Annotated in this window: 23 protein-coding genes; 10 read left to right on the top strand and 13 right to left on the bottom strand. The window is 43.8% G+C overall.

The window, feature by feature from the left end:
• Nucleotides 1-11: 11 nt before the first annotated feature.
• The 3 genes from glgX (at nt 12) to msrB (ending at nt 4,651) form a co-directional block, all read left to right on the top strand.
• Nucleotides 12-2,111, top strand: coding sequence for a glycogen debranching protein GlgX (gene glgX / locus ACXAGK_RS15920; protein ID WP_474856974.1), 2,100 nt, complete (start codon nt 12-14; stop codon nt 2,109-2,111).
• A gap of 458 nt (nt 2,112-2,569) precedes the next feature.
• Nucleotides 2,570-4,123: an NADP-dependent phosphogluconate dehydrogenase gene (gene gndA / locus ACXAGK_RS15915; protein ID WP_474856973.1), complete on the top strand. Its 1,554-nt coding sequence runs from the start codon at nt 2,570-2,572 to the stop codon at nt 4,121-4,123.
• 99 nt (nt 4,124-4,222) lie between these two features.
• Nucleotides 4,223-4,651, top strand: coding sequence for a peptide-methionine (R)-S-oxide reductase MsrB (gene msrB, locus ACXAGK_RS15910; protein WP_039216559.1), 429 nt, complete (start codon nt 4,223-4,225; stop codon nt 4,649-4,651).
• A 152-nt stretch (nt 4,652-4,803) separates the two neighbouring features.
• On the opposite strand, the gene ACXAGK_RS15905 is transcribed toward msrB, so the two are convergent.
• The gene (locus ACXAGK_RS15905; protein ID WP_474856972.1) at nt 4,804-5,688 is read right to left on the bottom strand and encodes a DUF2989 domain-containing protein; all 885 of its coding nucleotides are present in this window, start codon (nt 5,686-5,688) and stop codon (nt 4,804-4,806) included.
• Nucleotides 5,689-5,880: 192 nt separating this feature from the next.
• On the opposite strand from ACXAGK_RS15905, the gene ACXAGK_RS15900 reads away from it, so the two are divergent.
• The 7 genes from ACXAGK_RS15900 (at nt 5,881) to ACXAGK_RS15870 (ending at nt 14,451) form a co-directional block, all read left to right on the top strand.
• A complete protein-coding gene (locus ACXAGK_RS15900) occupies nt 5,881-7,326 on the top strand; it encodes a glyceraldehyde-3-phosphate dehydrogenase (protein ID WP_474856971.1) in 1,446 nt (481 codons plus the stop codon).
• A gap of 168 nt (nt 7,327-7,494) precedes the next feature.
• On the top strand, nt 7,495-8,634 hold the full coding sequence (locus ACXAGK_RS15895; protein ID WP_474856969.1) for a M14 family metallopeptidase: 1,140 nt from the start codon (nt 7,495-7,497) through the stop codon (nt 8,632-8,634).
• Between the two features lie 109 nt (nt 8,635-8,743).
• Nucleotides 8,744-10,402, top strand: a complete 1,659-nt coding sequence (locus ACXAGK_RS15890; protein WP_474856968.1) for an alanine/glycine:cation symporter family protein — start codon at nt 8,744-8,746, stop codon at nt 10,400-10,402.
• 265 nt (nt 10,403-10,667) lie between these two features.
• A complete protein-coding gene (locus ACXAGK_RS15885) occupies nt 10,668-10,994 on the top strand; it encodes a zinc ribbon domain-containing protein (protein WP_014949837.1) in 327 nt (108 codons plus the stop codon).
• On the top strand, nt 10,995-11,288 hold the full coding sequence (locus ACXAGK_RS15880; RefSeq protein WP_474856967.1) for a YeaC family protein: 294 nt from the start codon (nt 10,995-10,997) through the stop codon (nt 11,286-11,288).
• The gene (locus tag ACXAGK_RS15875; RefSeq protein ID WP_474856966.1) at nt 11,278-14,220 is read left to right on the top strand and encodes a DUF349 domain-containing protein; all 2,943 of its coding nucleotides are present in this window, start codon (nt 11,278-11,280) and stop codon (nt 14,218-14,220) included. Before ACXAGK_RS15880 ends, ACXAGK_RS15875 begins: the two co-directional genes overlap by 11 nt.
• A gap of 12 nt (nt 14,221-14,232) precedes the next feature.
• Nucleotides 14,233-14,451 (top strand): hypothetical protein, encoded by a 219-nt coding sequence (locus tag ACXAGK_RS15870; RefSeq protein WP_049587608.1) that lies wholly within the window; start codon nt 14,233-14,235, stop codon nt 14,449-14,451.
• An 83-nt stretch (nt 14,452-14,534) separates the two neighbouring features.
• Here the strand turns inward: ACXAGK_RS15870 and ACXAGK_RS15865 are convergent, their stop codons facing one another.
• The 12 genes from ACXAGK_RS15865 to ACXAGK_RS15810 all read right to left on the bottom strand — a co-directional run bounded on the left by ACXAGK_RS15865 (nt 14,535) and on the right by ACXAGK_RS15810 (nt 24,073).
• On the bottom strand, nt 14,535-14,729 hold the full coding sequence (locus ACXAGK_RS15865; protein ID WP_025255565.1) for a hypothetical protein: 195 nt from the start codon (nt 14,727-14,729) through the stop codon (nt 14,535-14,537).
• 30 nt (nt 14,730-14,759) lie between these two features.
• The gene (locus ACXAGK_RS15860) at nt 14,760-14,936 is read right to left on the bottom strand and encodes a DUF1328 domain-containing protein (RefSeq protein ID WP_049587611.1); all 177 of its coding nucleotides are present in this window, start codon (nt 14,934-14,936) and stop codon (nt 14,760-14,762) included.
• Between the two features lie 307 nt (nt 14,937-15,243).
• A complete protein-coding gene (locus ACXAGK_RS15855; RefSeq protein WP_474806234.1) occupies nt 15,244-15,888 on the bottom strand; it encodes a phosphoribosyl-AMP cyclohydrolase in 645 nt (214 codons plus the stop codon).
• Nucleotides 15,889-16,438: 550 nt separating this feature from the next.
• Nucleotides 16,439-17,017, bottom strand: coding sequence for a CC0125/CC1285 family lipoprotein (locus ACXAGK_RS15850; protein WP_474856965.1), 579 nt, complete (start codon nt 17,015-17,017; stop codon nt 16,439-16,441).
• A 24-nt stretch (nt 17,018-17,041) separates the two neighbouring features.
• Nucleotides 17,042-17,299, bottom strand: a complete 258-nt coding sequence (locus tag ACXAGK_RS15845; RefSeq protein ID WP_474806238.1) for a hypothetical protein — start codon at nt 17,297-17,299, stop codon at nt 17,042-17,044.
• A gap of 93 nt (nt 17,300-17,392) precedes the next feature.
• Nucleotides 17,393-17,917 (bottom strand): hypothetical protein, encoded by a 525-nt coding sequence (locus ACXAGK_RS15840; protein ID WP_474856964.1) that lies wholly within the window; start codon nt 17,915-17,917, stop codon nt 17,393-17,395.
• A gap of 4 nt (nt 17,918-17,921) precedes the next feature.
• Entirely contained in the window at nt 17,922-18,251 is a 330-nt protein-coding gene (locus tag ACXAGK_RS15835) for a DUF883 domain-containing protein (protein ID WP_474856963.1), read from the bottom strand.
• A gap of 180 nt (nt 18,252-18,431) precedes the next feature.
• Complete coding sequence (locus tag ACXAGK_RS15830; protein ID WP_474856962.1) at nt 18,432-20,525, bottom strand: response regulator; 2,094 nt, start codon at nt 20,523-20,525, stop codon at nt 18,432-18,434.
• 12 nt (nt 20,526-20,537) lie between these two features.
• Nucleotides 20,538-20,990 carry a response regulator gene (locus tag ACXAGK_RS15825; protein ID WP_039216546.1) on the bottom strand — a complete coding sequence of 151 codons (453 nt, stop codon included), beginning with the start codon at nt 20,988-20,990 and terminating at the stop codon, nt 20,538-20,540.
• Nucleotides 20,980-22,497 carry a sensor histidine kinase gene (locus ACXAGK_RS15820; RefSeq protein ID WP_474856961.1) on the bottom strand — a complete coding sequence of 506 codons (1,518 nt, stop codon included), beginning with the start codon at nt 22,495-22,497 and terminating at the stop codon, nt 20,980-20,982. Before ACXAGK_RS15820 ends, ACXAGK_RS15825 begins: the two co-directional genes overlap by 11 nt.
• Before the next feature lie 4 nt (nt 22,498-22,501).
• Nucleotides 22,502-22,726 carry a hypothetical protein gene (locus tag ACXAGK_RS15815; protein ID WP_474806248.1) on the bottom strand — a complete coding sequence of 75 codons (225 nt, stop codon included), beginning with the start codon at nt 22,724-22,726 and terminating at the stop codon, nt 22,502-22,504.
• A gap of 15 nt (nt 22,727-22,741) precedes the next feature.
• Nucleotides 22,742-24,073 carry a sigma-54-dependent transcriptional regulator gene (locus ACXAGK_RS15810; protein WP_474856960.1) on the bottom strand — a complete coding sequence of 444 codons (1,332 nt, stop codon included), beginning with the start codon at nt 24,071-24,073 and terminating at the stop codon, nt 22,742-22,744.
• Between the last annotated feature and the right edge of the window lie 27 nt (nt 24,074-24,100).

Raw genomic sequence — 24,100 nt, 5'->3', positions numbered from 1 at the left:
GTGAGAACGCAGTGAACGAAATTTCAGATATAGCGCAAATTGTTGAAAGTGGGGTGGGTAATGCACACCCACTTGGCGCCACACTGACTCACGATGGATGTAATTTTGCCGTTTATGCCCCTGATGCTAAAGCGGTCGTATTGTGCTTTTTCAATTGCGATACTGAAGAAGCAATAAGTGAACATCCACTGCCAGAAAAAACTGGCGATGTTTGGCACGGTCATTTTAGCGGCGTAAGTGCGGGCCAGTACTATGGGTATCGTGTAGAGCGTGGAGAAGGTGGTTTACATTCTGTCCCTACTGACAAATTGCTTATAGACCCGTACGCTAGAAAAATCAGCCGTGCAATAAAGTGGGATGCAAGGCAATACAAGCACGACTCTCAGTTTATGATCCCAAAGTGCATAGTCATAGATCATAATGACTATGCAACTAATCATGTTAGTTCGCCCAATATACCTAAACACAAGCGCGTGGTGTATGAAGCTCACGTAAAAGGATTAACAAAACTTCACCCTGATGTACCAAAAGAACACAGGGGGAAGTTTATTGGTGCAGCTCACCCCAGCGTCATTAAACACATTAAAGCATTAGGCGTAACGACAGTTCAATTTATGCCTTTGTGTTCATTTATGCCAGAGCCTTTTATCACCGATAAGGGTTTAACAAACTATTGGGGATATAACCCAGTTAACTTCTTTGCGCCCGAACCTCGCTATGGTGTTTCTGATGCGCTCGCTGAACTTAAGTCTATGGTTGACGCTTATCACAGTGCAGGCCTAGAAGTGATAGTTGATGTTGTATTTAACCATACAGCAGAGGCCGGTGTTGGCGGTCCAATTCTATCCTATAAGGGTTTTTGCCCTTACCAAGCTTATTTGCTAGAACAAACGAAAAACGGAGAGTTAGTTTATTCCAACCACTCTGGCTGTGGTAACACAGTGAATACTGCCCAGCCATTTATGATGGGACTTATCTTGGATGCCATGCGTCATTGGGTATCCGCAATTGGCGTTGACGGTTTTCGCTTCGATTTGGCAGTTTGTTTAGGAAGAGAGCCGCAGGAATACAATAAGAAATCAGGGTTACTAAGAGCCATCAGTAGCGACCCAGTTTTAAAAGACAAGGTGCTGCTCGCTGAGCCTTGGGATATTGGGCCAAACGGTTACCAAGTCGGCAACTTCCCGTCACCATGGTTAGAGGTAAACGACAAATACCGCGATACAGTGCGCGCGTTTTGGCGGGGAGATGGTGGTGTAACAGCAGACTTTGCTACTCGCTTGATGGGCTCACGAGATATTTTTCATAAAGGCCGGCGACATATTAGTACGTCAGTCAATAATGTGACTTATCACGACGGTTTTACGCTGCACGATATGGTGACCTACGCCGAACGTCACAATCTCGATAACTTAGAAGAAAATCGAGATGGCCACGGACACAACCTGTCTGCCAATTATGGTATTGAAGGGGAAACGAATGACGAGCAGATACTCGCTATGCGAGAGCGTCAAAAGCGTAATCTGTTCGCTACTTTGATTTTTTCCCAAGGGACACCCCATATACTTGGTGGTGATGAGTTAAGTCGTACCCAAAATGGCAACAATAACGCCTACTGCCAGGATAATCCGATTAGCTGGATGAATTGGGAGCTGAACAAGCGTAAACAGGACTTTTTAAGCTTCTGTCAGTACGTGGTGCGTTTACGTCAATCATCATCGCTGCTTAGTGAACTCAAGTTGCATGACGACACTTTTACATTATCGAGAAACGTTAAAGAGATTAATTGGTACAAACCGGATGGGTCGGACAAAGCGTCTGAAGATTGGAATGCACACCACAACAAAGCGTTTGGTGTTGAAATAAAGGGTTGTGCCATGAGCCAGAGAGAGCCCGACCAAAAGCCCGAGCACTGGTTCTTGTGTGTAAACGCTAGCGATAGCGACGTGCGTTTTCACTTGCCAACTGTGATGCCGAAAGGCGGGTGGACCATGCATTTAGACACGCGCTATAGTTCACTAGAAGAGCAACCTTCTATTTGTATTCAAAAGGTGTTTTTACAAGCCAGTAAATCTCTCACGCTGTTTAGTTTTTCCCAATTTTCCGAATAGAAATTGCCGACTTTCGGGATAAAAGTTGTGGTTGAATGTTCAGAAAGGTTTAAAACGACAACGCGGTATATAGGGTGTTAATTACCTGCCACTTGCTTTACCAAAGCTCACAGCGGTCGCTAGCGGGCACGAACCTAATTGCTCAGCGCTAGGCGAAATACAGCCAGCGAGATAAATCAAATTGGATAAAAGCAGCGCTCAGCCACCGTCTAACAGCATGCTAAGTAGGAGAATGCTGCCGTGTCTTTACAGTTGTACGAATTTTGTTCGTCGTGGTGATGCGTGTGTTATTCGGTATTAAATAAAAACAAATTTCTCGTTCAAACTGGCCTTAAAAACCTGCTAATGTTTACCGCTGGTGACATTTACACCAGCGCGTACTAATTTGTTAGCTTAGACTGTTCTTTATTCTTTCAGGTGGTATCATTCGCAGCCATCTGAAATGTGAGGGTGTTCCTATGCAAAAGAAAGGTGGTAATTCGCACGAAGACAAGTCGTGTGATATTGGTTTTATCGGTTTAGGGGTGATGGGTAGTAACCTAACCATGAACCTAGTGGACCATGGCTATCGTGTAGCGTGTTTCGATTTAGACCAAAATAAAGTTGAGTCTATTCTAGCCAAAGACGCAAGCGAAAGAGCTGAAAATACTGAGCCTCGTGTTGAAGGCTGCAGTTCTTACACCGAGCTTTTAAGCAAGTTAAAAGCCCCGCATCTTATTATTATCTCTGTGCCTGCTGGCGATCCTGTTGACCACGTTTGCAATCATCTTATTGACGCCGGAATTCACGCTGACGATATCGTGGTTGATACTGGCAACAGTTTGTGGACAGACTCTGTAGCACGTGAAGAGCAGTACAAAGGTAAATTTATCTTCTTCTCTACCGCCGTGTCAGGTGGTGAAGTAGGCGCTCGTTTCGGGCCATCTCTTATGCCTTCAGGCAACCCTTATGCATGGACACGCATTGAGCCTGTTCTTAAAGCTATTGCTGCAAAGGTTGACCCAGAAACAGGTAAACCATTAGAAAGCCATACGCCCGGTCAACCAGTGTTAGAAGGCGAACCATGTGCGACCTACATCGGTCCGGTTGGAGCCGGGCACTATGTAAAAATGGTGCACAACGGTATCGAATACGCCGACATGCAGCTTATCTGCGAAACTTACCATGTTATGCGCGAAGCGCTAAATATGGCGCCTGCTGAAATAGCAGAGGTGTTTCGTCGCTGGAACGAAGGCAAGCTGAATAGCTACCTGATGGAAATTAGTGCTGAAGTTCTTGAACAAATGGATCCAGAAACACAGCAGCCGTTAGTTGACGTGATCTTAGACAGAGCAGGTCAAAAAGGAACAGGCCTTTGGACTGCAGTAAGCGCATTACAGGTAGGTAGTCCGGCACAGACCATCACTTCTGCGGTATTCGCGCGCAGTATTTCTAGTTTGAAAGACGAGCGTGTAGCAGCGAGCAAGGTTCTTGCAGGGCCTGATGCGCCATCATTCAGCGATGATGAGAAAATGTCGATCATCAACAAGCTAGAGCAAGCGCTTTATTGCTCTAAAATCTGTGCATACGCACAGGGCTTCCAGTTAATGGCAATGGCAGGCAAAGAACACGGCTGGACACTGGAGTTTGGTGAAATAGCTAAAATATGGCGTGCAGGCTGTATTATTCGCGCCGTATTTCTTCAGTCTATTTCTCAGGCCTACGAGAATAACGAAGACTTAGCCAACTTGCTTATGGACCCATTCTTTGCGGAACAAATTACGCAGTACCAATCTGATTGGCGCGAGTCTATCGCCCAAGCTACACTGGCTGGCGTGCCTTGCCCTGCCATGATGTCGGCGCTAAGCTATTACGATTCATATCGCACAGCTGTGTTACCTGCTAATTTGCTGCAAGGCCAGCGCGATTATTTTGGCGCACATACTTATCAGCGTGTAGATAAGCCAGCAGGTAAAAAGTATCACATTGAGTGGAGTGATCCTGCACGTCCGCAAACCGCTATCAAAAAATAGTATGAACTAAATAGTGTTACACGCGCTCATAATTGAGCGTAAACTATCGAAAGGTGTATTTGTTTTCAAATACACCTTTTTTGTTTTAAGAGGTAAGTTATGTCGACAGATGAAAAAGCAAACGCATCAATAGCTAAAAAAGACTGGAAAACTGAGCTCACTGACGAGGAATATTATGTATGCCGCGAAGCGGGTACTGAGCGACCTTTCACTGGAGTATTGCTAGACGAGCAGCGAGATGGATTGTACGTGTGTAAGTGCTGCGAAGCGCCACTTTTCCCCTCAGATACTAAATTTGATGCTGGTTGTGGATGGCCTTCTTTCTATAAGCAGCTAGATGACGGTAATGTAGATTACAGAGAAGACTTGAGTCACGGTATGCGTAGAGTTGAGATTTTTTGTAAGCAGTGTGGCTCCCACTTAGGCCATGTATTTCCAGATGGTCCTGCGCCAACGGGTCAACGCTACTGCGTAAATTCGCTATCTATGACCTTTAAAGGCGAAGATGATACACAAATTAAAGGTTAAAAAGCCCTAGGTGAGCGCTTGATTAAGGTAAACATCTGATTAAATTTTGACCTCATGTGGGAAGTCGAGAGATCCAATCAAAAAAAACCGCCCATAAACGGCGGTTTTTTTAATTATTTACCAATGAAATTGTGTAATTGAGTTTCAAAAAATCAGAGCTTATCCAGTTTCAATGAATCTGCGTTGAAGGTCGCGCTATTCAAATTACTGACTATTTCATCAACAATGTTATCTAGAATGCCTACTGGAAGGGCATAGCGTTGTCCAAGTTGAACACGCTGAGTGTCGTTAATTCTCTCATCGAAGGCTTCAGCCACACCATACCAAACATAGGCAAGGCGATAGTTGTCCATATCCATTCCCATTGAAGCAAGCGAGTAGAAAATGCTGACGTCAATGTCGTCGCTGTCTGTATATAAACTTAGCGCGCGATATAAGGTTTCAATAGTACGCTTTTGGTCTGTTTTAATCTGAACAGAGGCCAGTGCGACCAGTAGCTTTGGGTCGCTTACGCGGTTGCTGGCAGCGTAGCGCTCAAAGCGATGAAAAGCCTCTTTGTCGTTATATCGTGTCCAATGATAGTAAGAAAGGTAAGGATCAAGGGAATCTTTCGTTTCGCGGCTTAGGCGTTTAATTTCACGCTGAGCAGTAATAACGCCTTTTAGCCGTGTCGCTTCCTTGCCTTTGCGTTTAACGTGTTCGATATGCTGCACTTCTTCAACGCAGGTGAGATACTCTTCGAAGTTCAGAAGGAGCGGGTACTTGTAAGCGTCGTCTTTTGAATCTTGATTGTAGTAACGTAAGCGAATAATCTCAGCTCGCTCGCCGCGACAACGGGCATCCAAACTCAAATCTAAGCAAATCTCGCTGTGAGATTCACAAATTTCACTAATAGTAGGTTCAAAAAGATCGCCGCAACCGGTGAGTGTTGTCGCTGCTGCCAGCCACACTGTCGCTAGATGCTTTTTTGTTGGAAACTTACTAAATAAATTCGTTGTTGTACGAGTTTTCATAGAGGTTTTGAAACTTATCAACAATTTGGTCTTCCTTGCTTGTTTATTTAAGATACTGCTCGTCACCGTCAGGCGAAAACTCACCTAGTGTACCCTAAAAATAATAAAAAGCTGACGCGTAATTAGGATTAGTTAGAAGCGTTTGGGCCAATAATAAATTGGTTGCGCAGACAACAATGACAACACCGTTAATTTAATATCGATGAAGGCAGAAGCATGAATCAACAGTTTGAGCAGGAATTACAAAGCAGCTGGCAAGAGCGTCAGGAATACGCAGAAATGATGTTGCCCCTTATTGGTAAATTGTATCGCAATAAGGCAGTTGAAATTTCGGTTTATGGACGCTCGCTACTGAACGCCAGTGCTATTGATGTTATTAAAGCGCACCGCAAAGTGCGTCTGCACGAAGGTATTAAGCTACGCCTACGCGAAAGCTATCCAATCTTAGAAGCCTTGAGCAACATGAAGCTTGCTCCTGCACAAATTGATATTGGTAAATTGGCTTTTGATTTTCACTACGGTTCTGCGGTCGACAACAACGACCTTACGGCCTACCTTAACGAAAAACTAAACGACGTTGCCGACAAAGAGGACGATCAGAAACCTCAGGACGTTGTACTATATGGTTTTGGCCGAATAGGTCGTTTACTTGCTCGCTTGCTTATTGAACGCCAAGGTAAAAACAATAAGCTTCGCTTACGCGCCATTGTAGTTCGTGGCGGGCGCGATGGCGACCTAGAAAAACGCGCAAGCTTACTGCGCCGCGATTCAGTGCATGGGCCGTTCAACGGCAGCATCACAGTTGACCATGAACGCAATGCATTAAAAGCAAATGGTTCGTACATTCAAGTGATTTATGCCAATAGCCCTGATGAAGTGGATTACACCCAATATGGTATCGATAACGCTATCATCGTAGATAACACAGGTATTTGGCGCGACCGCGATGGTCTTGGCCTTCACCTTAAAGCGAAAGGCGCGGCGAAGGCTGTTCTTACCGCACCAGGTAAAGGTGACATTAAGAATATTGTACACGGTGTGAACGATGAAGAGGTGACGCCAGAAGACACTATTGTTTCTGCTGCTAGCTGTACGACTAACGCTATTACGCCAGTACTTAAGGCGCTTGACGAAGAGTACGGTATTGAAAACGGTCACGTTGAAACGGTTCACTCTTACACTAACGATCAAAACCTTATCGACAATTACCACAAGGGCGACCGTCGCGGACGTAGTGCGCCGCTTAATATGGTTATTACCGAAACGGGCGCAGCGAAAGCAGTTGCCAAAGCCTATCCGAAACTGGCAGGCAAACTTACCGGTAACGCTATCCGTGTACCTACGCCAAACGTATCGCTAGCGATTTTGAACCTAAACCTCAAAACGCCGGTGGATCGCATTGCAGTTAATGAGTTCCTGCGCGATACCGCGTTGTTCTCAAAGCTTCAACACCAAATTGATTACACGGCAAGTAAAGAGATTGTATCTACAGATTTAGTCGGCTCTCGCGCTGCATCTGTGGTTGACTCTCAGGCAACTATCGCCGCCGATAACCGCCTGACGCTATATGTATGGTACGACAATGAATTTGGTTACAGCTGTCAGGTACTGCGCGTAGTTCGTGACATGGCAGGACTAAGTTTTCCTACGTTGCCGCTGTAAGTAACACGCATTACAAGAAACTGTACAAAAAACCGACCTAAGTGGTCGGTTTTTTGATGGTGTAAACATTTTGTATACTTTCGACAGTACAAAACCCGCTGAGTGCGTGGAATTTGTGTTTATGTCTATGCTAAATTAGCGCTCAAATAATGAGGAAAACGACAGTCTATGCATATTTCCAGTCAATTCGACAGCGGTAACATTGAAGTTGTTAGCGCACAATCACCAGACGACATTCGTCTAACCATTCCCAACGACAACCAATCTGAATTTGCACAGTGGTTTCATTTCCGTTTAGTAGGCGAAACTTTCGTTACGCACACAATGACCATTGGTAATCTAGCAAAGTCAGCATATCCAGAAGGTTGGAAGGGATACAACGTTTTAGCGTCTTACGACCGTCAAACTTGGTTTAGAATCCCTAGTGAATTTGATGGTGACAACCTTACGTTCTCACTAACACTAGAACAGCCTAGTGTTTACTTTGCGTATTTCATTCCGTATAGCTACGAACGTCATCTCGATCTTGTGCACGACGCGCAAATGTCATTACTTTGCGAGCATAAATTCTTAGGCCTTACCCTTGATGGCCGAGATATGTCTATGCTGGTTATCGGTGAAGAAACGCCAGAAAAGAAAAAAGTCTGGATCACCGCACGTCAACACCCCGGTGAAACCATGGCCGAGTGGTGTGCAGAAGGTATTATTTACCGTTTGCTCGACGAACAAGATGGTTTGGCTCGACAGTTGCTTGATAACGCTGTGTTCTACATTGTGCCAAACATGAATCCAGACGGCAGCGCACGCGGTCATCTGCGTACCAACGCTGTAGGTACCAATCTTAATCGCGAGTGGGCGACACCTTCGCAAGAAAAAAGCCCAGAAGTGCTTTACGTACTGAATGCAATGAGCGAAATTGGTGTAGATATGTATCTTGATTTGCACGGTGATGAGGCATTGCCGTACAACTTTGTTGCAGGAAGTGAAGGTAACCCTAGCTACAATGACACTATAAAAATGCTAGAAAACACCTTTAAAGATGCGTTGTTAAATGCAACGCCAGAATTTCAAGACGAGTTTGGCTACGATAAAGATGAGCCAGGCAAGGCTAATTTAACCGTCGCGTCAAATGCAGTGGGCGAGAAATTCAAATGTATGGCGTACACGGTAGAAATGCCATTTAAAGACAACGCAGATGTACCAGACGACATCTATGGTTGGTCGGTACAGCGCAGCCGTCAATTAGGTGAAGATTTGCTTATTGGTGTGAATGCAGTTGTTAAAAAGCTAAAAGCATCAGAGCAATAATATAAAAATAAGGAAGCAAAAGCTTCCGCAAAAAAGGCCTCGACAAAAAGAGGCCTTTTAATTATTAAAATAAAACAACAGTTAAACATAATAAAAAAGGGGAATAACGTTGGAAGGGTTATATGGTTTTCTAACTATGCTCGATGGTTTCTTAGGGGGCGCGTTCTGGTTTCCTTATGTACTGTTAGGCGTAGGTCTTTTCTTTACGGTTTATCTTAAGTTTCCGCAAATTCGTTTCTTCAAACACGCTTGGCAGGTTGTTACCGGTAAGTTTGATAAAGAAAGCGATCCAGGTGACACCACGCACTTTCGTGCACTAACTACTGCACTGTCTGGTACCGTAGGTACAGGTAACATCTCAGGTGTTGCATTCGCTATTTTCCTTGGTGGCCCCGCTGCACTATTTTGGATGTGGGTAACCGCCTTTCTAGGTATGACTACAAAATTCGTTGAAGTTACTCTGTCGCACAAATATCGCGTAAAGACAGAAGACGGCACCATGGCCGGTGGCCCTATGTATTACATGGACCGTCGCCTAAACATGAAGTGGTTAGCGGTTGCATTTGCTGTTGCAACGGTAGTCAGCTCATTTGGTACCGGAAACCTTCCTCAAAGTAATGGTATCGCGCAAAGTATCGAAGCTACATTTGGCTTCGAACCTTGGATGGTAGGTAGTGTACTGGGTATTCTTCTAGCCTTGGTCATTCTAGGTGGTATCCAACGCATTGCCGCGTTTACGGCGCGTGTTGTTCCCGTTATGGCTGTAATTTACCTTATTGGTGCTCTTGCTGTTATTTTCGCAAATCTAGAAAATATCGGTCCATCATTTGCCGCAGTTATTGGTGATGCGTTTACTGGTTCAGCCGCCGCAGGCGGTTTCTTGGGGGCTTCGTTAGCTTATGCGTTTAACCGTGGGGTTAACCGAGGCTTGTTTTCAAACGAAGCGGGTCAGGGTTCTGCACCTATCGCTCACGCCGCAGCAAAAACAAAAGAGCCTGCGTCAGAAGGTATGGTGTCACTGCTTGAACCTTTCATCGACACTATTCTAATTTGTACCGTAACGGGTTTAGTTATTCTGTCGTCAGGCGTGTGGAAAGAAAAACACGAAAATGTTTTCGATCGTTCAGACATGTACTTTGTTGCAGGTCAATACGACGACTCGAATCAGGATGACGTAAACAAACTATATGGTTACTTGAACGAAATTGAAGGTAACAATGTACAGCCTTATACTGGCTCAATTACCGTTGTTAACGGCACGGCTGTAAGCGATGGTTTTACACTGCTTAACGCTAGGTCTGTAGCAGAAGACGTGAAGTATGCAGTAGGTAGTGAAGACTTGTTTACTGGCACGCTTAAGATTGTCGACGGAAAGCCGGTTAAAGAGAACCTTGAAGTAAGCGGTAAGTCACTGGTTCACTCGGCAGCGCTTACAACCATTGCCTTTACTCGCGGTTTCTTTGGCGATGCGGGGCAGTATATTGTATCCATTGGCTTAATGTTATTTGCGTTCTCAACTGCTATCGCGTGGTCTTATTATGGTGACCGCGCTATGACCTACCTGTTTGGTCCACGCTCTGTAATGCCGTATCGCGTTATCTACGTAGCAGGGTTTGTTTGGGCGGCATTCTCTGATACTACACTTGTTTGGGCGCTTTCTGCCGTAGCAATTGTAGTAATGACCTTGCCAAACCTGTTCGGCATCATGTTGCTTTGTCAAGAGATGAAAGAAACCGTTAACGACTACTGGTCTCGACATAAAAAATAGTATTTAAGCTACCTTTAGTACTTTTTCTTCGGGTATTTAGAAGAAAGAGAGTACGGAAAGCTAGCCAGTAAAAATGCGCAGTGGTGAACTTTGTACAAAAGTTAACACCCTGCGCATTTTTGTTTTGTAACGAAGAGGGTATTCAACAGAATCGACTTCATTGTTGTGTTGAACTTCAGTATGATACCCGTCCGCGTATAAATGCTCATTCGCTTAAAAGCGTACAGTGCATTTCGAATTCGCACTCAATAAACAGGAGCAACATATGGCATTAGTTGACTGTCCTTCATGTAATAAGAAAACGTCAGATAAAGCGAAGACGTGTCCTCACTGCGATTTTAAAATCGGTGATGCGACCTCTGAAGATATAGAACGCAAGCAAAGCTTACAAAGATTTAAAAAGTTAGCCAGTATCCAGAACCAGTCCCTTCTTGCTATGCTGATATTTGTTGCGAGTTTTGGCTTCATGTATTGGGGCGGAACACGCCCAGGTGATTTGCAACACAATTTAGCTATTTTGGGCGCTGTGGTTGGCTTTGTTTGGTACTTAGTAAACCGCGCGCGTATTGTTTACATAAAGCGTTTTTCCTAAATGAATATAGAAGCACTATTAGCCAGCATGACGCCGGAGATTTACGAGCGTCTGCGTCAGGCGGTTGAGACAGGCAAGTGGCCTGATGGCACGCCTTTAAATGAAGAGCAAAAAGCAAGCAGCATACAGGCTGTTATGCTGTATCAAGCAAAAATAGAAAAGTCCTCTGAGCATATGACAGTAGGTGAAAGCGGCGAAATTGTTCATAAAAGTAAAGCCGACTTTAAACGCTCGTTACGCGATGAGCAGGATGATAATAATACAATAGCGCGGTTTAAACAGGATGATATTTAGTCGTATATTTGCGCCTTCACACCAAAGCCCTAAGCCTGAGAAACGGATGCAGGCAATAGAGAATCTTTCTCCCGAAAAGGCACAGGAAAAAACAATTCTTCACGAACTGGCATTTAATGACGAAGATGCAAATGTCAGTTTAGCAGCACTCGAAAAGCTTAATAGCTTTGTGCTGTGGCTTAAAATGTCACAAATTGCCAAGCAGTCTCGCGTTAAAAAAGCCGCCGAGAAAAAGGTAAACGCTGCTTTGCTAGGCGAGGGCGATGTCCCACTTTCCCGCCAAGAGATATTCTCTTTTTTAACTGAAACAGCCAACGCTGATCTGGTAGTGCAGTTAGTTCCGCAAATGTTGAAGAAAGAGCCTACGCTTCTGCAAGATGATGCCCTAGCTAACGCGCTAATCGAAAAAGTAGCGAAGCCATCTTTCACCCAGTTTGTCTTTCTAGAAGGGGCAAGTCCCCAACTGCAGACTCAACTAGTCAACGCACATTCAGACGTGTCAGATTTGCAAAAGCTTGCTAAGAAAGTGTCAGATGATGCGCTTGTAACGCAAATTAATGCGCGGATCGATGCTATTAAAGAGGCTGCAAAGCGCCCCGTAGAGCTTAAAAAGCAGCTTACTTTGGGGCTTTCAAAATATCAGGCTTTACTCGACAAATCAGATGTAGAAACCATTGATGAAAAGCGCAATGAGCTTGAGAGCGAATTGACAGGGCTGTTTGCTCAAATTGACTTACTCACTTCAGAAGAACGCGCTGATTATGTAGAAAAGCGCGCGCGTATAGGTGAGCAGCTCGAGCGATATTTAAGCCGTATCCGCCCAGCATGGGAAGAGAAGCAACAAGCGTCGCAACGTGCCAATACCAAAGCATTGTGCGAACAGCAGCTTACTTATGCCAAGGAGCAGGTAGCTTGGTTGTACAATAACAGGCTTTATGAAGCTACGCTTGCTGATGTTGCAACCGTTAATGAAAGTGTACGCGGTGTCGAAGCAACGCTCGAACAGCTAGCGCGTCTCGATGATGAGTCGGCCGCTGATAAGCGTAGCACACAGATTAAGCACTCTGTCGACGAACTAAACGAGCAACTTGATCGCTTCTCTATGCAGCAGCAATACGGCCAAAAGCTACAGATAAAACTTCAGTCGCTCGAAGATATCGCCGCTAAGATCGTTTCAGCGGCTGATAACTTGTCAGATAAAGATACTCGTGATGTAAGCACTGAAGAAGCTAGCGCATCAGCTGAAGATTTGAGTCAAGTAAACGGTGGCGACGCAGTACAAAGCAGTAGTGTAGTGGCTCTCAAAGCGGAGTTTGACGAAGCACGTCAAGCGTATAAAGCGCTTAGCCGCGAAATCGATGCCATTCCTAAGGCGTTGTCTAAACGTTTTAACGCTGCCACAAACAGTGTAAATGCCAAAGAGCGTGCTCAAAAATCCAAAGAAAATGAGCAAGTAAAACACATTAGAAAGCACATTAGCGTTATCGACAACTTAATTGATCAGGGCAAGTTTCGCGTTGCTATTTCAAAGTTTGCAAAGCTTCAAGAAAGTTATGCTGCGCTTCCTGATTCAGCTAAGAAATATGTAGAGAAGCGTTTTGAAAAAACGGCTGGCGAAGTGTCACGCTTAGAAGGGTGGCAGGATTATCTTGCGGCGCCGCGCAAACCCGCTCTTTTAGAAGAAGCAAAAGCGTTAGCCAGTGCTGATGCAGAAAATATTAAGCAAAGAAGCGAAGCTATTAAGTATCTGCGCAAGCAATGGTTATCATTAACGCCTTCATCGTCTAGTAACGAAGAAAGCAGCGAAGACGCGTTATTACAGCAGCAATTCGATGATGCACTTGAAAAGGCCTTCGAGCCTTGTAGAGCGCATTACGCGAAGTTAGATGCACAGCGGGCAGCTGCCCGTGAACAGCGCATGTCGATTATCGCTACCGTTAAGACAATGGACATTAACACGCCAGAAGCCGAGTTAGTGAAGGTTTTTGATAGAGCGTCTAAACAGTGGCATGCTGCAGGTCAGGTTGAACGTGAAATTTATGAACAGCTGAAGCAAGAATGGAAGGCGGTATCATCGCCCATCCAGGCTAAAGTGACTCAGTGGCAAAGCGATAATCAAGCTCAAAAGCGTGCGTTAGTCACTCAAGCTTGTCAACTTGCCACGGAAGAAGATGTCGCTGGCGCTGCCGACAAAGCTCAGCAATTGCAAAGCCAGTGGAAGCAAGTAGGCCATGCAGGTAAACGTGAAGAGAGTAAGTTGTGGGCAGAATTTAAAGCTGCCAATGACACCGTATTTGAACGTTTAAAAGCCGAGCGGAAAGTACAGAATAATGCATTTAACGCGTTAGTAGATTCGCTACTCAAGCAAGTGGAAGCGGTTGATATCAACAGCGATGATGTCACGTTTAGTCAATCAATGAGCGACGTTCGCGCTCAGTTAACCGACTTGCCTAAAGCGCAACGTACGAAAGTAGATAAAAAGATAGATACACTTGAAAGTAAGCGTGCTGCGCAAGCGAAAAACGCACAATCTCAAGCCCGATTGGCGCGGGCTCAGGCTCTGGTTTCTTTACTACAGCTAAGTGTAGGTGAGGGAAGTGGTGACGAGCAGGCTCTAGCGGAAACGTTAGGGAAGCGTTGGGCGAACGTATTGTGTCAGTCTACTGGAAATGAAACAACTCAGCACGACAGACAATGGTTAACGGTAGCATTAGAAGTTGCAACTGGTATGCCAAGCCCGGATGCAGATGCATCTATACGCTCTAGTGTACAGCTACAAATGATGACGTCTAAGTTGGAACAAGGAGAGGCGGCGACCGCCCCCGACATTCTTGCCGACTGGTTATCCTACGACTCTATAGATAAAGCGGACAATAATCTGCTTCAACGTGTTGTGGCAGTAATTCACGCTCACCCAGAAATTGTGGCTTAATCGGGAAAATAAATGGAAAACAGTGTAGAGTTTCAATTTGAAACAGAAATGTCTGCGTATCGTTTTTTAAATACCGTAAAGCATGTTGATGCTGAAGGGTTAAGAGTGAAGTTTGGGCGTACCGACCATCACGTAAGCGTACAGTATCGTTATGGTGTAGGGGAGTTTGATTCTACGCTTTCTACACTGGATGACCTTGCTCGAGAGTTAGGTGGTGAAGAAGTTTCTTAACGAGAACGTAAGTCTGGGCAGATTAAATCAGTACAAACAAAAAGGGCCAGACATTGTCTGGCCCTTCTTTTATAAAGACGTGATTAACAGTCTTTATCTTCAGCGTTTGCGCCTTCTTTCACATCTTCACAAGCGTCTTCAACGGCGTTACCTGCATCGGTAACCATCTCGTCTAGCTCTTCGCCTGCGTCTTCTGCCTCACCGTCACCGCACGCTGCTAGTGATAGTGCAAATGCTGATGCTACTAGTACCTTTGATAGATTTTTAAATGAAAACATATCCTTACTCCTTTTTCCTATTAGATATTCTTAGGCCTTTGGTGCCTTTCCACGTAACGCATTAGCGATAAGTGAAATTACCAACAACGCGATAAACACAAAGAAAAGAAACTGTGCGATACCTGTTGCTGCACCTGCGATGCCTCCAAAACCAAAAACTGCTGCAATAATGGCGATGATAAAAAATGTGATTGCCCAACCTAACATAACTAGATCCTCGTATTGCTTCCGTTACTTTCACAATAACTAATGCTATCTTTATGCCTATTTTTTAAGTGCATGAATTATATAGATTAAGTTTGTTTCAGATTGCAATTTTGAAACGTAATTTTCAGTGGCAGGAGTCACGATTACACAAGCGAATGCATTTTTTACATGATAGAGCAGAAGCCCTTTTCTCATCATTTAATTCAAGATGAAAAAAGAGGCAAAGCGAAAGGGAAAAACGCTTTGCCTATAAAAGGGAGGTGGTGACGCCCCACATAATCTGAGAAGATTGGGGGCTGAGCGTTACCTAGTTACCATTTGGGTTGTAAGGTAACGAAGATTGGTGAGCGACAATACGCAGGTCGCCATCACTGTCTTTCACATAGGCAAAGGTGTACTCTACTTTTGTTTCTCCGCCCTTAGTGTCAGTAAAGAAGTAGTTACCCATCGCCACCGCCATCCGACAACTGTTATTAATAATTCCTACATTGTCGAATTTCACGTTTGTATAAGGCTTAATCGCAAAACCCTTATCTTCCTGATAAGCGTCATTTCCACCGACAAAGTAAGAAAGCGCTGCATCAAAGCTTGAACGGAACTGATCATTTGCTGCAAGGGTTGGTTTAAACAGTACACTACTTAAATCATATCCGTACATGTCCTGGATAAAATCAGCCGCCTCGCCAGAGTAGTCACCGTCGTTACTAAACACTGCGCCAATACGTACAATGCCTTCACCCCACATCTTTTGTGCTGCTACAACTTCACGCTCTGTAATACATTCATCCGAATACAGTAATGCATTATCTAGCGCCTTAGCCTTCAATACACCAACGTTCGAAGTGGCGGTCTCATTCATTTGCGGTTTGGCCACTGCACTGCAGCCTGTTACTAGCATAATCGAAGCTGCAAGAAGCGTTGTTTTTGTCATTAACGAGTTTAGCTTTTTCATCGCGTGACTCCTCAGTCATTTGCAAAATAAATACGTGTTATTACCTAATTAAATTGCTGGGAGCAGAAGCTGTATAACGTTGTAAAAAGCGGTCTACAAATCTGCTCTGCAGTTCATAGGTTTAATGATAGCTAGATTGGGTGACGGAGACTTTTGTACAACATTAATAGAAGATTAATGGGTCATTAAGAATAAAGATGTTAAGACATGTATCGGTTCTGAACGAATGAATGTCTCATCTATCATGTTGATTAGTGTGTTTTAATGTCGTTTTACTTCATCGATATTACGTAATTTATACGCAAGCTTATTCGTCTACTTATAAACGAAGGACCGGATTTACTCGATTTTGCAGGCCCTTAGTCTGCTTTATAGGATGCATTTCAGGGAATGGGTGGTAGCTATGAATTTAAGGTAGTGGGTTTTAGGGCGTTCCACAGACTTGCTCGTGCAATTAAGCTATGCTTTTCAGTAACACTGATTGCGTACCGAAAAGCATTTTGTCAGAACACTGATGATGCAGTGTATAGATGTACAGAATGACGTTCAGCTAATTTGTATTCTTTGGCTCTAGAGGCTGTGACAGCACTTCTAAGACAGTAAAGGCGTTTTTACCTAAACGAGTTTTATCATTCGCCATTTTTACATCAATAGTAAAGTAGATGTCGTTAATCTGAGTATTTACAACATCGTTTGAGCTCGGGGCGGCCATCGGTTGAGCAACTTCCTCACAGCCTGACATAGTGCATTGCCTATCTGTTTGAAATATTGCTGGCTCATTTTTGCCAGCCGTTACTTCCCGCGCAATAACAGGCTTTTTATCAATATTTGTATTAATCACCTCTAGATAAGTAAAGCCTTGCTCTTGTGCGACTTCAGCGGCGCGATATAGAGCGTACTGCTGTACTTTGTCGGCCGGAGTTTTATCAGTCGCTTTAAAAAGAACCTGATACTGATTTGCAGATACTTTTTCGCTCGAATAACCATATGAGGCTTTAGAGTTCGCTGATTTGTATGGGGTAGGGGCAGCTACTGGTGTCGATGAACACCCTGCTATCGCAAAGCTTAGTGCCGCACCTGCGGTGGCAAGAAGTACGCGGCCACTTTTAATTTTACTTTTGATGTTCATCTCACAAATTCCTTAATACTGTGATTACTGAAACAAAGAGAACAGCGCGGTTCTACCTAAAACCATTAACGCTCGGTTACGCTTTGCTTTAGGCTTAGCATCTACTGCACCTTTATATGCGCCAACAGAAGCTATGCCAAGTAAGGTCTCTGGCTTACCCATCATTAACGAACATTGCCTTTTTGCTTGTGTAAGTGCAACATCTGCGTGATGTTTTTGAGAAAAATAGGCATGTTCTTTTTGCGCAATATCTTTTATATTCGCTTTCAAAAAGATGTTCATAGTACTCACCTCATTATTGTTGACAGGGCACTGTCCATGGATTTGATCAAATGAACTTAATCAAAAGGGCTAATGCGCCTTTAAATCTATGCCTTACCCAAAGACCCTACGCCATGTTTGAATTAATCTGCTCAAACTTAGATAGTTAAACGCATTTTGAGCAAGCTTAAAGAAACCGAACGCCGCAAGACTATTAAGTGCTAATAACACAAGTGGTACCACAACGTAGTGCACGCCAACATTGTGAAGTATAGCGCCTATAGCAATATTTAAAATAAGCCAACAAACTGTACCAACCGCAAATGCTGCGAGGCATGCAAAAACAGTGACGAAAAAACTCTTTTTGACAAGCATGAGTTCACTATTAGTAAGCTCAAGAAATGCAAAGCCTTGTTCTTTTCTCTGAGAGAATGCTTCTTTAAATGCGTTGAATACATCGGAGAAAGACGGGTCGGGGTATTGTTGCTGTGTTGACTGCTCGTCAGGTGGCGTTTCTTTGGGTGTACTTTCTCCTGTCGCGTTTTCATGGAGCTTCGCCTGCGCCGAAGGCGGCGTCAGACGAAATGGATTTTCATTGCACGTGCGAAACCGTGCTTTGTGAAAATCTAGCGCTTTCATGAATCTACTTCTTACGGAGAAGTGACGTTACTAGCATACCTGCCGCAAAAGCGATACCTGCAGTTTGAACAGGATTTTCAATTGCAAATTTGCGTACTTTTGATGCCTGCCATTTCTGCTCTGCTAAACGCTTTCTTTCAGACATGTTTTCAGCAGATGATGAGGCTGTGCGACGAATATTTTCTTCCGCCACGCCCGCACTATCGGCAAGCTTGTCTACTGACGCATGAAGGGTATCTTTTAGTTGATCCGTTACTGGGTGACTCGGTTCAGCCACACCGTTAGTGCTATTAGTTTTAACGGTTTGTGGTTTTGCTGAAGCTTGTGTAGCCATAATACTCTCCTTAATATTTTGGGTTCACAATAACTGTTGCAACGGCTGTACCAATCGAATAAATCCTTTATTTACAATTAGATAGGGGGGTGAGTTATTTGGGAGGGTGAAAGGTTTGCAAGAGAAATGCGTTATCCTTGCAAACCCCTGTAATATTTTCTTAGTCGCTAAAACGAAAGCTTAGCTTCCACCTACGACAGATGCGAGGTCATCTTTTGAAACCGGCTTAAGCAGCGCGCTATCTATTCCTATCGATTCCATTGCTTCTTCTTCGGCTTCGTGTCCACTAACTATGGTAAGCAATGCATTAGGCAATTTTTCTTTAAGTTCGCCAGCCAAGTCATAACCATTGTAATCGGGTAACGTCAAATCCATTAACACGTGATCAAAGTCATTGTCTTGTGCGGTGCTAAGCGCATCAACACCACAGTACTCGGTGGTGACTTCATGACCTAAATGAACTAAAAACAACTGCAATAGCTCTGCAGCATCTTCATCATCTTCAATTACTAAAATACGTTTACTAGAAGGGCTTCCGTCACCTTTTTTCTGAGGGGTATCTTCAGCTGCAATGTCTAAATTCGTATTGGATTCAAATCCATTGCTTGACGGCATGTTTTCCTCTGGTGCGTAAGGTTTCTGTATCGGCATGTCAGCAACCTGTGCTTCCACATTGGTAAAAGTAACGTGATCGCCAGGAGGAAGGTATTGTGAGAGAAGTTGAGCGAGTGCAAAGCGGTCTATTGGTTTACCTATAACGTCATTAAAACCTTCGCGTATTAGCGACTCTCTTAATCCTTTACGACTGGCTGCGGTGACCGCAATAACGGGAATATCTTTACCATGGCGACGAATAGCGTGTAACGCTTCAATGCCATTCATCACAGGCATGTGAATATCCATGAGAACGAGGTCAAATGGTTGATTGTGTTCATCGGCCTGTAATACAGCTTCTAGTGCCTTTACACCGTTTTCCGCGTAACTAATATCTGCCTGAGACTGACTTACAAGATGGCCGGTAAGGCGCCGAATTTCTCTTAAGTCATCGACAATCAGCACTCTGCCGGTAACATTTAAATCGATACTGCTAGATTCGACGGTTTGTATCTGACCGAGTTCTAGGTCGACGAGAGGTTGCTTGGAAATATCGCCAGGGTCAATATCGAATGTGAACGTACTACCTTCTCCAAGTCGAGATGACACGTCTATATCGCCGCCAAGCTTGGTGACAAGCTCTTTACAAATAGCTAAACCTAAACCAGCACCACCGTGATTAGCGCGCATTACATCTTCAATTTGCTCGAAAGGTTGGAAGATGTTGATCAACTTGTCTGGTGGCATACCTATGCCAGTATCGTCTACGGAAAATCTAAGTAGCTGAGGTTTTTCACTATCTGTTGGGTTTTCATCAAGGGTTATAGTAAGTGTAATACTGCCCTTATCGGTGAACTTAACCGCATTAGAAATGAGGTTAAGCAGCACTTGGCGAAGTCGGGTGGGATCTGTCTTAATAAATTCAGGGATTTTGGTGTTAGACACCACATTCAAACTTAGCCCTTTATCTTTGGCGTTCAAGCGCATTAAGGAGTGAATATCGGTAAGAAAAGCAGATAAGTTTACATCTTTAATGTTTAATTCTAGCTTCTCAGCCATTATGCGTGACATATCAAGTAAATCATTGAGCAAGCTCAATAAGTGTTTGCCGTTTGAATGAATTATCGATAGCTCCTGCTGAAACGGGCTATTCCTTGCGTCATCAATGAGAAGTTCTGTATAGCCCAAAATAGAGGTGAGAGGCGTGCGCAATTCGTGGCCAAGGTGGGCTAGGAACTTGTCTTTTGCTTTGTTTTTTTGTTCAACCTTATTGCGCTCAATTCGCTCGTTTTCTATATCGCGACGAACCATGGCATAACGGATAGTACGCATAAAACGTGGCGATTCTATCTCGGACTTTTGAAGATAATCTGCGGCTCCCGCGCGCATCACCATTTCATCTACAGTAGCGTCTGACTGACCCGTTAAAATAACCACTGGCAGACTAAATTGGTTCGATTTAAGAACACCCAGAACGTCTATGGCATTCTCAGCGCCCAACAAATAGTCAAGCAAGCATAAATCAAAGTCTTCCGTCTTAAGCGCTTCTATGGCGTCAAGACTGTTTGTCACCCACGTTAACTCAAACTTAGGTGACTCACACTGTTCTAGATAGTCAGAAGTTAAGAAGTAATCATCTTCATCGTCTTCTACCAATAGAATTTTAATAACCTCTGACATCTAGTACCTCTTTTACTCGTGTGGTAACTCTACAAACTCGATCCAATAACGACCTAAAGCACGCATTAATTCAACTAATCCTTCAAAATTAACGGGTTTAGTAATGTAAGAAGCGCAACCGAGGTCGTAACCACGGAGCATATCTTCTTCTTCTTTCGACGTTGTTAGGATTACAACCGGAATACTGCGTAGTTTGGGGTCGTTTTTAAGTTCCTGAAGTGCTTCGCGACCATCTTTTCTTGGCATGTTTAAGTCAAGCAATATAAGGCTAGGGCGAGGCGCCGATGCTGGATCAGAATATTTTCCCTCGTGACGAAGAAACTCTAACAATTCCACACCGTCTTCAACGCAAAACAGATTGTTGAGGACGCGACTTTCTTGCAGCGCGTCAACGGTTAATAGGCGATCATCCTCATCATCATCGGCCATCAAGATATTTATTGGCTGGGTTTGTTTACGCGTCATTGTGTGTCTCTCCATTATTGTTGTTAGAACCAAACGGCTCGCTATCTACCGGCACTATTATTGTAAAAGTAGCCCCGTGTCCTGGTGCGCTCATAGCAGTAATTTGACCATTATGCCTTTCTACTATGCGTCGGCATACCGCAAGCCCTATACCCGTACCTTTATATTCACTTCTACCATGCAGGCGTTGGAACGGAGCGAATATTTTCTCTGCGAATGACTGGTCAAAACCAATGCCGTTGTCGGTAATTGCAATTTTTATCCAGTTATACTCTTCGGACATAAGTATATCCTGAGTATCTTCTTCGCTGGCTTCTTGTAAATTGACTTTGACAACCGGCGTTACACCTTCAGTTTGAAATTTGAGCGCGTTAGAGATTAAATTTAGAAATAATTGTTCAAGCTGTGTCTTATCCCCTCGAATGGAAGGCATATTTTCGCTTACATCTATCTGTGCTGATTTTTCATCAATGGCGATCTCTAAATCGCCTAGAACGCTCTGTATAACTTTATTTAAGTCTACATCATCAAAGTCTTTTCCCCGGGTTGATACACGAGAAAAGGCAAGAAGATCAGATATGAGCATCGACATGCGCTCTGCTGCGTTTAGCATTCGCGCTAAATAATCCTTGCCTCTCTCATCAATAACATCCTTGTATCCTGACTCTAGTCGGTTTCCGAATGCCCGAATTTTGCGAAGGGGTTCTTGTAAATCGTGTGAAGCGACAAATGCAAAATCTTCCAACTCTCGATTACTTCGTGCTAATTCATCGGAGTAAATACTGAGCTCTTGTGTCCGTTCATCTATGCGATTTTCTAAGTCCTCATTGACAGATTCAAGATCGGCCTGATACTTCTCGTGCTCTCGCGAGTTAATTTTCAATAATAGGAAAACTGCAATAACGAGTAGTAGGGTAGTAGCTGATGAGATGATTAATGTGTTTACTGAGTCTCTTCGCAAGCTCATCAAATTTGCTAAATGCGTACCTTGCATACCGCGTTCGGACCCATCGATTTCGCGAAAAAGCCCTTCAAAACGTTTATATAGCAGTATACCTTTGTCGCTTTTAACTAGACTAATAGCCTCTTGCTTTTTCCCTTCCTTAACAAGTTCTACTACTTGAATAACCTCGTTGACCTTTGCTTTAGTTAGCCTTAGCAATTCCTCAATTCTTGCAGATTGCTCATTAATATCAGACGAAAAAGAACTCACTTCTACCTCGTCCATCAACTCACCGATGACACCAAGTGTTTCAGTATAGTCAGTTAAATACTCTTCATCGTCTGTGAGCATATAGCCGCGTTGACCAGATTCCACTCGCAGCACCGCTACATGAAGCCTATTCACTGCATTGATTACACGATTAGTTGTAAATAGTCGCGCCTCAAGTGCTGAGAGGTCGTTAAGAGTACTTACTACATAAAAAGAGTTTGCAGTCATAACGACAATGATGACAACAACCAAAATTATCCAGCTGTAAATGGAAGACAGAACTTTAGAGATCATTTAATTATTCCGCATCGTTCTTACCCAGTTCTGACGTCATTTCAGAAAGGGTCTCGCTGCAGTCTTTTGCACTGCTTATTATTTTATCTAACGCCGCTAATGCTTTTTCGGGCGCAACATCACCATTTAGTGCCATTTTTACTAGCTCCGCCTGCATAGATATTCTATTTAAAGGCTTGCGAGCATCATGTACGAAAACACTTAGACGTGAGAATTCCTCGCTCGTCATATCGAGCACCCCTTATTATTCATCTTTGCTTAGATCGCCGTAGGCATGAAGGCGGTTGTACAGCGTTTTAGTACTTATCCCTAACATTTCTGCGGCCGTGGTTTTATTGCCACTTACTTTTTCTAACGTGGCGTAGATAAGCTCTTTTTCTACATCTTCAATCGTTCTTCCAGCTTGAAGGGCAGGTGTCGTACTCTGCTTCTGTGCAAAAGGAGATTCAATAGTTTTAGGAAGTTCAATCTCACTCTTCTCAGGGTCACTCATAATTGCTGCACGGTGAACGAAGTGTCTTAACTCACGAACGTTTCCTGGCCAATCATAGGCTTGAAGCGTTTCAAGTTGATTATCTTCCCATTTAAAATTAGAACCGTTATCTTTGTTAAATTCTGCAATAAAAGTTTTCGCTAGCAGCGGAATATCTTCTTTTCGTTCACGTAATGGTGGGATAGTGATTGGGAAAACGGCCAATCTAAAATAGATATCTTCGCGCAACACTTTGCTTTGCGCTATTTCTTCCATTGTTCTGTTTGTTGCAGATACTACGCGACAATTTACAGGTATAGATTTTGTGCCACCTACGCGAAGCACTACTTTATTTTCAAGTACGCGCAAAAGGTTGGGCTGCATATCGATGGGCATTTCTGTGATTTCATCTAAGAAAAGGGTGCCACCTTCCGCCTGCTCAAACACACCTTCTTTACGACCTACCGCACCAGTGAAGGCACCTTTTTCATGGCCAAACAGTTCACTACCAATCAATTCTTTAGAAAAGGCACCACAGTTTGTGGCGATATAAGGACCTTCACTTTCAGAAGCTCGGTGAATTGCAGCAGCAACCACTTCTTTACCAACGCCACTTTCGCCTAACAGCATGACGTTAGCACTTGTTTTACTGACTCTTGAAATGAGTTTGTATAACTCTTTCATCACGGGAGACTCGCCTATCAGCAAATCGAAGTGTTTTTCAATTGTTTCTTCTTTAGGTGTTGTGTCTTTTTGTTTTTTACTTAGAACAGCCTCAATTTCTTCGCGCTGTATTGGCTTTACAAGGTAGTCTACGGTAGGGCCACATAAGCCTTTAATCACGCTTTTAACCGAAGGGTGACCAGTAATTAGAGTAACGCGAGGACGCTTAGGAAGCGCATCAAGTTCATTAAATAGATGAGCGCCACTACCATCAGGCAGCATAAAATCTAACAGTACGTGATCGAATGTTTCTTTCTCAAGCCAATCACGGGCTTCAGCTAATGTAGCAGCGGTTAGAACGTCGTGGCCTAAAAATTCAATAATAGTACAAGCTACTTCTGTAAACTCGGCGTCATCATCAACTAAAAGTACGGTTAGCACGTGGATGTCCCTCTCTATTACTTTCCA

The sequence above is a fragment of the Alteromonas sp. ABM1_013 genome, from assembly GCF_056160505.1.
Note: the sequence above shows the minus strand (reverse complement) of the source record. Positions and strands in the feature narration are given on the sequence as shown.